The organism is Actinomadura fibrosa, from assembly GCF_900659615.1.
GTDB lineage: Bacteria > Actinomycetota > Actinomycetes > Streptosporangiales > Streptosporangiaceae > Spirillospora > Spirillospora fibrosa.
On record NZ_CAACUY010000003.1, the window covers coordinates 150,337 to 161,072 of the forward strand.

General features: G+C 67.4%; 3 protein-coding genes. All 3 read left to right on the forward strand.

The window, feature by feature from the left end; translation table 11 throughout:
• The first annotated feature begins 148 nt into the window (after positions 1–148).
• Positions 149–9,946, forward strand: coding sequence for a polymorphic toxin-type HINT domain-containing protein (locus tag E1300_RS02480; RefSeq protein ID WP_165502643.1), 9,798 nt, complete (start codon positions 149–151; stop codon positions 9,944–9,946).
• Positions 9,946–10,440 carry a hypothetical protein gene (locus E1300_RS02485; RefSeq protein WP_131755195.1) on the forward strand — a complete coding sequence of 165 codons (495 nt, stop codon included), beginning with the start codon at positions 9,946–9,948 and terminating at the stop codon, positions 10,438–10,440. The genes E1300_RS02480 and E1300_RS02485 overlap by 1 nt, the downstream gene beginning before the upstream one ends.
• Before the next feature lie 90 nt (positions 10,441–10,530).
• On the forward strand, positions 10,531–10,736 hold a 206-nt coding region (locus E1300_RS02490), incomplete at its 3' end, for a hypothetical protein (RefSeq protein WP_207399435.1).

The window sequence follows — 10,736 nt, forward strand, 5'->3', positions numbered from 1 at the left end:
AGTGCGGCAGGACCTCGGACGAAGCCACGGCGGACCGGTGTCGCGTGGCGGTCGGGAGTTGGGCATGATGCGGTCGCGTCGATCCTTCACCGTTGAGCGAGCACGGCAACGCGCGGATTCTCTACCCGGGCGTCTCGTCTCGGTCCCGGTGCTCAGTGTGGGCGCCCTGCGGGGTGGACGGTCCGCCACCGTCTACAGGCTCATCGTCGTGGCGGTGGTGCTGTCGCTCATCGCGAACATCCAGGACGGCGCGGTGGGGACGCTCGCCGGGCTCGGCAGTTCACCGAGCCCGCACGGCCCCAAGCAGCGATGGGGTTCGGCCACGGAGAACCGCGCGCACGTCGAGGGAACCACGCGGAACACCGGGCAGCCGACGAGCCTGCGTGCGCGGTACCCGCTTCAGGCGTCCAACAAGTCGCCGAGGCCGCCGCAGAACACCGCGACCGTCGAGAAGTCCCCGGTACCCGACGAAACTCCGGTCAGAGGCTTCGATTCCCAGTCCAGCCGAGAGCTTCCCGACCGGCGCGACGCCTACGCCCGTACCTATGCGAATGCCGATGGAACGCAGTCGACCGAAGTCTCGGTCCGCCCGGTGAACTACCGGCGCCCGGACGGTTCGTGGGCGCCGGTCGACACCCGGCTCGTCCCAGTGAGCCCGACAACCGGGGCTGCGGCGACGCAAGGCTGGCGCAACGCCGCCGACTCGGTGGACATCCGGCTCGCGGCCCAGACCGGCGGCGCGCAGACGGTGCGGATGGCGCTCGGAGCGGGTCAGGAAGTCGGGTACGGCCTGCAAGGCGCCGCGGCGGTTCCCGGGCGAGCACACGAGCGCGGAGTCACCTATCCCGGTACCTGGCAGGACACCGACCTGACACTCGACCTCGGGTCGGGTGGCGTGAAGGAGACCCTCGTCCTGCGGTCGGCCAAGGCGCCCACGACGTTCACCTTTCCGCTCGCTTTGAAGGGCCTGTCCGTCAAGGTCGCGGACGGCCACGTCGTGTTCACCGACGCAGCCGGGCACACGAAGGCGTTGGTCCCGGCCGGGTTCATGAACGACTCGGCGGCCCGACCGGCCACCTCCACCAGCGTGACCTACAGCCTGGTGACGGCGGACGGGGTCCCGGCGCTGCGCGTCGATCTGGACCGCGGCTGGCTGGCCGATCCGGCGCGTGCCTTCCCGATCAAGGTCGATCCGAGCGTGGAGATCAACACGGCGGGCACCAGCATGACCGTCACCGACTCCGGGCAGGTCGGCGGTGGCCAGGACCTGGCGATCGGCTCCCACTCGGCCGCCTATCTGGGCTTCCCGAACCTGGACGACCGGCTGAAGAACCACAGGATCTTCGGGGCGTCGCTGTGGATGGTCAACTACGACTCCGGCACGTGCCGGTCTCGGCCGGCGAGCGTCCGCCCGGTCACCCAGGCATGGCAGGGACAGTCCGGCTTCTCCTACCCCGGCCCGTCGGTGGGGAGCGCGATCGCGCGGACGTCGTTCTCCTACGGGCACATCGAACTCGGCGCGACCAAGTCGCAGTGCCCCACCAAGGCGGTCACCTTCAACCTGGGCAAGGGCGGCCGCGATCTGATCCAGCGGTGGGTGAACGGCACCCAGGCCAACTACGGGCTGTCGGTGCGCGACGAGTCGGCCGACGATCTGGGCGCCCGAGTCTTCACCGGCCATGACACCGACAATCCGCCGCGGCTGATCGTCACCCACAGCCCGTACAACGCCTCGTACGCGATCACCAATCCGGTGCCCAACCCGCCGGTCACCCAGGCGCAGAACGGCAAGGTCAAGGTCAGTGTCACCAACACCGGCGCCGAGACCTGGACACCCAGCACCTACTACCTGGCCTACCGGGTCTACAACGCCAAGGGCAAGCTCGTCACCCAGCAGCGTTCGGCGAACCTGACGGCCAACGTGGCCCGCGGCGCCAAAGCGACACTCGACGCGACGATCAAGGCGCTGCCACCGGGGACGTACTCGATCGACTTCACGATGGCCCACGCCGGCGGCCCGGTGTTCACCGACGAGCAGGTGCCTCCGGCCCGGCTGCGCATCAAGATCATCGACATCGCGCCCGTGATCCAGGAGCTGTCTCCCCCCAACGGCTATCAGGCACCCACGCTGACCCCGCAGCTATGGGCGACGGCGGTGGATTTGGACGCCCCGACCGGGTCGTCGCTGAGCTACAAGTACGAGGTCTGCGAGAAGGCCGCCGACGGCAGCGCGGTGAACTGCTTCGACTCCGGTTACGTCCCCACCTACGCCTGGACGGTTCCGACCGGGAAGTTGTCGTGGAACAAGACCTATCTGTGGCGGGTCTTCGTCAAGGACACCGGTAATGAGGTCCCCTCTCCGCGGGTGATGCTGCAGACCGCCGTCCCGCAGCCCGAGCTCACCAGTCAGCTCACCCATGGACAGGACCGCGAGTTCGACCCGCAGTCGGGCAACTACTCCACCTCGGCGACCGACGCCTCGGTCGCTTCGGTCGGCCCGGACCTGAGTGTGCGGCGCACCTACAACAGTCTGGATCCCCGTCGCGACTCACCCTTCGGCGCCGGATGGTCCACCCAGTTCGACATGCGCCTGTCCGAGGACGGCGACGGCTCGGGCAACGTGGTGATCAGCTATCCCGACGGGCAGCAGGTCCGCTTCGGCAAGAACCCGGACGGGACCTACGTCCCGCCGCCGGGCCGGCAGGCGACGCTGACGGTGTCGTCGAGCACGTGGACGCTGACCGACCGCGCCGGGAACGTCTTCACCTTCGGCAACGGCCGCGTCATCAGCATCGCCGACGCCGCCAAGCACGCCATCACCCTGACCTACGACCCCCTGAGCGGCAAGCTGTCCAAAGCGACCGCCGCCGGCGGCAGGTATCTGTCGTTCACCTGGTCCGGTGCGCGTGTCGCCTCGGTCAGCACCGCGCCTGTGGACGGCACGGCTCTGACGTGGAACTACACCTACACCGGTGACCTGCTCACCAAAGTATGCGGACCGGAATCCCGATGCACCAGTTACGCCTACGGCCCGGGCTCCCACTACCGGACTGCGGTGATGGACGACCGGCCCGAGTCCTACTGGCGGCTGGGGGAGAGCGAGGGCGCCAGCGCGGGCAGCCAGGTCGCGGTGAACCTCGGCAAGGACGCCGCGACCTACAAGAACACCACCCAGGGCGCGGCCGGTGCGCTGACCGGCACCACTGACACCGCCACCACCTTCAACGGCACCTCGTCGCAAGTGGCGCTGCCGAACGGTGCCCTGAAGCAGAGCCGGGACCTGGCGGTGGAGGTGTGGTTCAAGAACGTCGCCACCGCATCGGGCGGGCCGCTGCTCGGCTACCAGGACAAAGCCGTGGACGGCACCCCGACAATCGGCGTCCCGACCCTGTACACCGGCCTCGACGGCAAGCTGTACGGTCAGTTCTACAGCGGCGGCACCATCTCCCCGATCGCCTCACCGACCACGGTCAACGACGGCAAATGGCACCACGCGGTGCTGTCGGCGATGGGCTCCACCCAGACCCTCTACCTGGACGGCAAGTCCGTCGGCACCCTCACCGGTCAGACGCCCAATCACCTGGCCCTGACCTACAACCAACTGGGCGCCGCCTACGCCACCACCCCGGCGTCCTGGCCGAACTGGGGTACGGGGTCGCGGCGCTACTACACCGGCACCATCGACGAGGTCGCCGTCTACCACCACCCGCTCGGCCCGGTCCAGGTCGCCGCGCACTACGCCCAGGCCGGCAAGGCCGCCGACCAGCTCACCACGGTGACCCTCCCGTCCGGCAAGGTCGCTACAGAGACCTCCTACGACGTCGGACAGGACCGGGTGTCCGAGTACACCGACACCAACGGCGGCACCTGGAAGATCAAGACTCCTGCGGTCTACGGCGGCGACACCGATCTGCGCCGCGCCGTCGAGGTCCGCGACCCCGCCGACCGGCCCTACCTGTACGAGGCCGACGCCCTCACCGGACATACCATCCGGGTCGGCATCCCGATGGGGCTGGACGTCCGCGACGAAGACAGACCTCAACCCACTCCGACACAGACACCATCCCCGTCCCCGACCTACGTGTGCACCACCCCTGACCCGGGTGATCCGAGCTTCTGCACCACGCTGCCGGGCAACAGCGGCGATGTCCCGGACTTCATCTACGTCATCGCCGACGGAATGGGGATGCGCACCTTCGACTACGACGACCGCGGCAACCCGACCAAGATCACAGACGAGAACGGCAACGCGGTCACCTTCACCTATGACGGCCGCGGCAACATTCTGACCCGTACCGCCTGCCGGGCCAAGGACGTCTGCTACACCGCCCGCTACACCTACCCGACCGTCACCAATCCCGCCGACCCGCGCAACGACCTGCCCATCGAGTTTCGCGACGGCCGCTCCACCAGCGCCACCGACAACCGGTACAAGACCAGCTACACCTACACCACCGCCGGCAGCGTCCTCACCCAGACGAATCCCGAAGGCGGCGGCTCGCTCAAGTACACCTACACCAGCGGCGCCGAGCAGGCGATCGGCGGCGGCGTCATGCCCTCCGGCCTCGTCTATACCGAGACCGACCCGCGCGGCGCCATCACCAAGTACGGCTACAACAGCACCGGCGACCTGATGCAGGTGACCGATCCCTCAGGGCTGGTCACCAACTACACCTACGACGCCATCGGACGCCGGAAGTCCGAAACCGAGGTCTCCGATGCCTTCCCGAGCGGGACCACCACTTACTACGGCTACGACGGCCAGTCGAACCTGACCAGCACCACCGAACCCGCCACGACCAACGCTGTCACCGGCGCCGCCCAGCAGCAGCGCACCGACTACACCTATGACACCGACGGCAACCCGAGCAAGACGCAAGTCTCCGACGTCATCGCAGGCGGAGACCCACGCGTCACCACCTACGACTACGACGACCACAACCAGCTCGAACGCGTCACCGACGCTTACGGCCACGAGACGGGCTACGACCACGACCCCTTCGGCAACATCGTGGCGATGGTCGACGCGGCCGACAACCGGTACGAATACGCCTACACCGCCCGCAACATGCTGGCCGAAGTCCGCTTGCGCGACTTCGACGGCGACCCCGGCGGCGCACCCGGCACCGGCGACCACCTCGTCGTCCAAGCGAACACCTACGACTACGCCGGACGGCTGGCCTCCACCACCGACGCCATGGGGCACCGCACCGAGTACACCTACTACGGCGACGACCTGCCCAAGACCGCCACACTGAAGGACTTTCAGAACCCCGACGGCACCAAACGCGACATCGTCCTGTCCAGCAACGAGTACGACGGCGCCGGCAACCCCATCAAACAGGTCACCGCGAACGGCCGCACCACTCTCCAGAACGTCTACGACAACGTAGGGCGCTTGCAGTCCTCGACGCTCGATCCCAACGGGCTGGCGCGCCGCGTGACCTACCAGTACGACGCCGGCGGCAACATCACCCAGCAGACTCGTGTCGGCTCGCCGTCCAACGTGCCCTGGGCCATGCCCGCCATCGGCGAGACCGTCACCTACGGGTACGACACCCCAGGTCGCCTCACCAAGCAGACCGTCAGCGACGGCACCACCGCACTGGTCACGTCCTTCACCTACGATCAACGCGACCTGCTCACCTCGATGACCGACCCGCGCGGCAATCTCGACGGTGCCGACAAGGCCGCCTTCACCACCGGCTACCGCTACGACGAGATCGGCCGGCAGACCGCGGTGACGTCCCCGCCGGTCGCCACCGAATCCGGTGGCTCCACACCGACGACGACCAGGCCCGAAACGGTCACGGGTTTCGACGGCTTCGACGAGCCGACCGAGGTCAAGGATCCGCGCGGCGCCATCACCCGCACCGAGTACGACCGCCTCGGCCAGCCCGTCAAGCAGATCCAGCCGTCCTACACCCCGCCAGGCTCCACCACGGCCCTGACACCGACCACCACGACCTACTACGACCCCCTCGGGCGAATCGAAAGGGTCACCGACCCGCGGCAGAACGACACCCGCTACACCTATGACCGATTGAGCCGCCTCCGGACCCTTGACGCGCCGTCCAAGACCAACGACGACCGCGCCAAGTGGCAGTACACCTACACCCGCACCGGCGAACTGCTGTCGACGACCGATCCCAACGGAGCCCGAACCGAAGCCACCTACGACGACCTGGGCAGGGTCGTCACGTCGACCGAACTGGAGAGAGTTCCGGCACCCGCCGCCTTCACCACCCGCTACACCTACGACGACGCCGGCAACCTCCTCACCACCACCGCGCCGAGCGGCGCCAAGACGACCGGGACCTACGACACCCTCGATCAACTGACCAAGACGGTCGATCCAGCGGGCACCACGTCCCAGTACGGCTACGACGGCTTCGGACGCCGGATCCGCACCAGCGACGGTCTCGGTCGCTCCAGCAAGCTCGACTACGACGCGCTCGGACGACTGGCGAGCGCCTCCGACCTCAGGCCGAACGGCACCGAACTGCGCCGCACCGGCTTCGGCTACGACGCCGCGGGCAACCTCACCGGCGTCACCGACCCGCTCCACCACACCAAGACCTTCGGCTACGACGCCTTGAACCGCCTGGTCAAGCAGGTCGAGCCGGTGAGTGCCACCAAAACGATCACCACGACGTTCGGCTATGACGCCGCGGGGAACCGGAGCCGGTTCACCGACGGCCGCGGCAACGCCACCCTCTACACCTTCAACTCCCTCGGCCTGCCCGAGTCGATCGTGGAACCGGCCACGTCCGCCCAGCCCGATCCGGCACAGCGCACCTGGACCAGCGGCTACGACGAGGCGGAAAACCGCGTCAAGATCACCGCGCCGGGAGGCGTCGTGCGCGAACGCGGCTACGACGCCGCCGGTCGCGTCCTGACCGAAACCGGATCCGGCACCCCGTCCCCGACCACCGAGCACACCTTCGGCTACGACGCCGGCGGCCGCCTCACCAAGGTCAACGCGGGATCGGGAACCAACACCTTCGACTACAACGACCGCGGCCTGCTCCTCTCAGCGGACGGCCCGTCGGGGACGGCGAACTGGGGCTACAACGGCGACGGCCAGGCGACCACCCGCACCGACGCGGCCGGCACCACGAACTTCGGCTACCTCGACGGCCGACTCAAGACCGTCCAGGACGGCATCACCGGTGCCACCCGCACGCTCGACTACAACATCGCCGGACAGCCCAACAAGATCGACTACGGTGCGGGACGCGTCCGGACCGCCGACTACGACGACCTCGGACGGCTGTCCACCGACACCCTCAAGAACGATCAGGGCACGGTCGTCGCCTCAGCCGCTTACACCTACGACGACAACGACCGCACCACCGGCGAGACCACCACCGGAACGGCCGACGCCGGCCAGCAGACCTACGGTTACGACGACGCTGGCCGCCTGACGTCCTGGACGAACGGCACCACGACCACCGCCTACGAATGGGACGACTCCGGCAACCGCACCAAGGCGGGCGGTGTGCCGGCGACCTTCGACGAGCGCAACCGCCGCCTCACCGACGGCTCGAACACCTACACCTACACCGCACGCGGCACCGTCTCCTCCAAGACCGGCAACGGCACCACGACCGCGTACGACTTCGACGCCTTCGACCGGCTTCTCACTGCCGGCCAGATCAGCTACACCTACGACGGCCTGGACCGCCTCGCCACCCGCAACGGCACTGCCTTCACCTATGCGGGCCTCGGCACCGACCCGGTCTTCGACGGCACCACCCGCTACGCCCGAGGCCCGTCCGACGAACCCCTCGCCACCGCCCAGGGGCTGACCAAACGCATCACCCTGACCGACAAACACGACGACGTCATCGGCGCCTTCGACCCCAACACCGCCCTCACCTCCCTCACCGACTCCACCGCCTACGACCCCTTCGGGAACCCGACCGCCAGCACCGGCACCAAGACCGGCATCGGATTCCAGGGCGACTACACCGACCCCGACTCCGGCCAAGTCAACATGGCAGCGCGCTGGTACGACCCGTCCACCGGCGCGTTCAACAGCCGCGACACCTGGAGCCTCGACCCGACGGCCTCCTCGGTGAGCGCCAATCCCTACACCTACGGTGCCGGCGCCCCCCTCGACGTCACCGATCCCACCGGCCACGTCCCCTGCTGGAAACTGGCCAGCACAAGCCACAGCCCGTGCAGTAACAGCGGAAGCGGCACGGGCGCCTGCTCTGGTGGCAGCGGCGGAGGCGGTGGCAGGAACAGCCATGTCCTCTCCTCCGCGGGCGGCTGCAGCAACAGCTCACGCGACTACCTGCCGCCTTCCGGAGGCCGCCCCGGCAGCGGTGGCTCCGGCGGCGGAAGCGGCGCAGGAAACGGTGGCGGCGGCCAGGCGACCGCGCCGGGCCGAGGTCCGTCCCGAGCCGACCAGGAGGCGGCCCGCCGCCGAGCCCAGAAGGAGAGGACGGACCGAGCCAAACGCCGGGAGCGTCGCAACGCGCAGGAAGACGCCATGCCGCTCCCGCAGAAGCTTCGCCAGCCCGGCTACGGCGACCCGAACGACAACATCGCGCCATTCCCCGGCAAGGCTCCGGGCAGGACCGGCGTCAACCGCGACGTCATCCGCGACACCACCGACTCCCAGCAGGACATCAGGCGCCGGGCCGTCCACGATGCGGGCGACGTCGTGGCAGACCAAGGCCCCGCCGCCCAGGCCCAGCCAGGAGCCGGCGGCGCTCCGAGAGACCCCGGCCGCACCCCGGCCGGGAACGCAGGTGGGGGCTCGGGAGGATCCTCAGGCTCCGGCAAGAAGGGCTCCGGCGACCAAGGCAAGGGCTCAGGTGGCTGGGGCCACGGCGGCCAAGGCAAGTTCTCCTGGTTCGAGGCCGTACGCCAACTGGACGAGTTCCTCATGGGCTTGACGCTGGGCGCTTTGGAAGTGACGCCGCTCGGCCCGATCCTGATGATCCCCGGCGTCAAGGAGGCGATCGCCAAACCGGTCGGCCTGGACCCCGACTCCGGCTGGTTCAAGACAGGCGGCTACGTCTGGGACGCCATCAGCCTCGTGGCCGGCGGCTCCGGTGCCGCCAAAGTCGTCGGCGAAGAAGGCGCGGCCAAGGGCGGCAAATGGCTGTTCAAGGGCGCACGGGCCTGCGTCGCCAAGAACAGCTTCGTCGCCGGCACCGGCGTCCTGATGGCCGACGGCACCTACAAACCCATCGAGCAAGTCAAGGTAGGCGACAAGGTCCAGGCCACCGACCCCAAGACGGGCAAGACGCACAGTGAAAGCGTCACAGCCCTCATCTCCGGGCACGGCAAGAAGGCCCTCGTCAAGATCACAGTCGATACCGACGGCGCCCACGGCAACAAGACCGGCACCGTGACCGCCACCGACGGCCACCCCTTCTGGGTCGAGAACGCCCACAGATGGGTCGACGCCGGCCAGCTAAAGCCGGGCATGTGGCTCCGCACCAGCGCGGGCACTTTCGTCCAGATCGCAGCCATTCGCCACTGGACGGCCCACGACCAGCGCGTCCACAACCTCACGATCACCGACCTCCACACGTACTATGTAGGAGCGGGCGCCACCCCGGTCCTCGTCCACAATTGCAAGACGACGAATCTCTACCGCATCTCCCCGATAGAGAGAGGTTCGAGCGAGCTTGACGAAGGGCTGAATCCCAGCCATTTCCCTTCTTTGAGTGAGAGTGGCGAGGAACTCACCGGTGCAGCACACTTCGGTAACGAGGCGAGGGTAAATGACTTCGCGACGACGCACAGCGGTAGTCACGGCCAAGGCTTCTTGGTCAGAGTTCCCTCAAAATGGCTCGAAGAGCATAATATCGAGATTTGGGAAGGGCTGACCGAAGAACAGATCGAGTACCTGATTAGACGAGAACTCATGCACGAGTTCAACCAGTTCCCGAGGGAGCCGTGGACTCCGGGAAGCGTACCTTGATGAGTAGTGAACTGCCGAAGTACACGCTGGTCGCCTGTTCAGTCGTCGGTCATGAGCACTACGGGCTGATCGTTCGGACAATGGACTCGGCCCACAACGGATTTATCGATAGGGCAGATATGGCGAAGTCTCCGATGCCGGACGCTGTCTGGCCGGCGATAGGGGAGCAGGTTCGAGCAGTCGTGCTCGGTTATACCAGGAGTGGTCGCATGCGATTGAGCGCGCGACACGATGACGTGGAACTGGTCGAGTCGTTGCATGATCCTGCCACTGCGATGCAAGAGTGGCGGAGGTTCAAGGCGGCGCCTGTAGACGATGTCGTGGATAAGGGCGAGTTCTATCGCTCACCGAACGCTTCGGCGCTGCTCAAGTGGGCTCTGAAACAGCATCCTTCCTCGAAGGACAGGAGGCTGGCCGACGGGCTTCTGCAAGATGCTCCTGAGTCGCTCAGGCTTGAACTGCTTACCGATGATGCGAGTAATGGTCCCGAGTGAGTCGATTTCCTGTGCCGCTCGGAAACTCGATTCATGCTGTGACCTGGGGTCTCGTTACGGGATCACGTATCTGGCTGGGACCATCTCGAGGTGCTGCTGTCGTTGCTGTACCGGTTGGTGAGGTGTCTGTTCGGCTTGTTGGCGGTGCTGGTTCGGTCGGATCCGTCCAAGGACGTCGAGTTGCTTGTGCTGCGGCATGAGAACCAGGTGCTGCGTCGTCAGCTGGGCGGTCGGCCGCAGTGGGATCACGGCGACCGGCTGTGGTTGGCGGCGTTGTCCCGGCTGGTTCACCGCCG

Coding starts and splice junctions, on each gene's coding strand:
- E1300_RS02485 (WP_131755195.1), top strand. CDS start 9,946: ATGAGTAGTGAACTGCCGAAGTACACGCTGGTCGCCTGTTCAGTCGTC.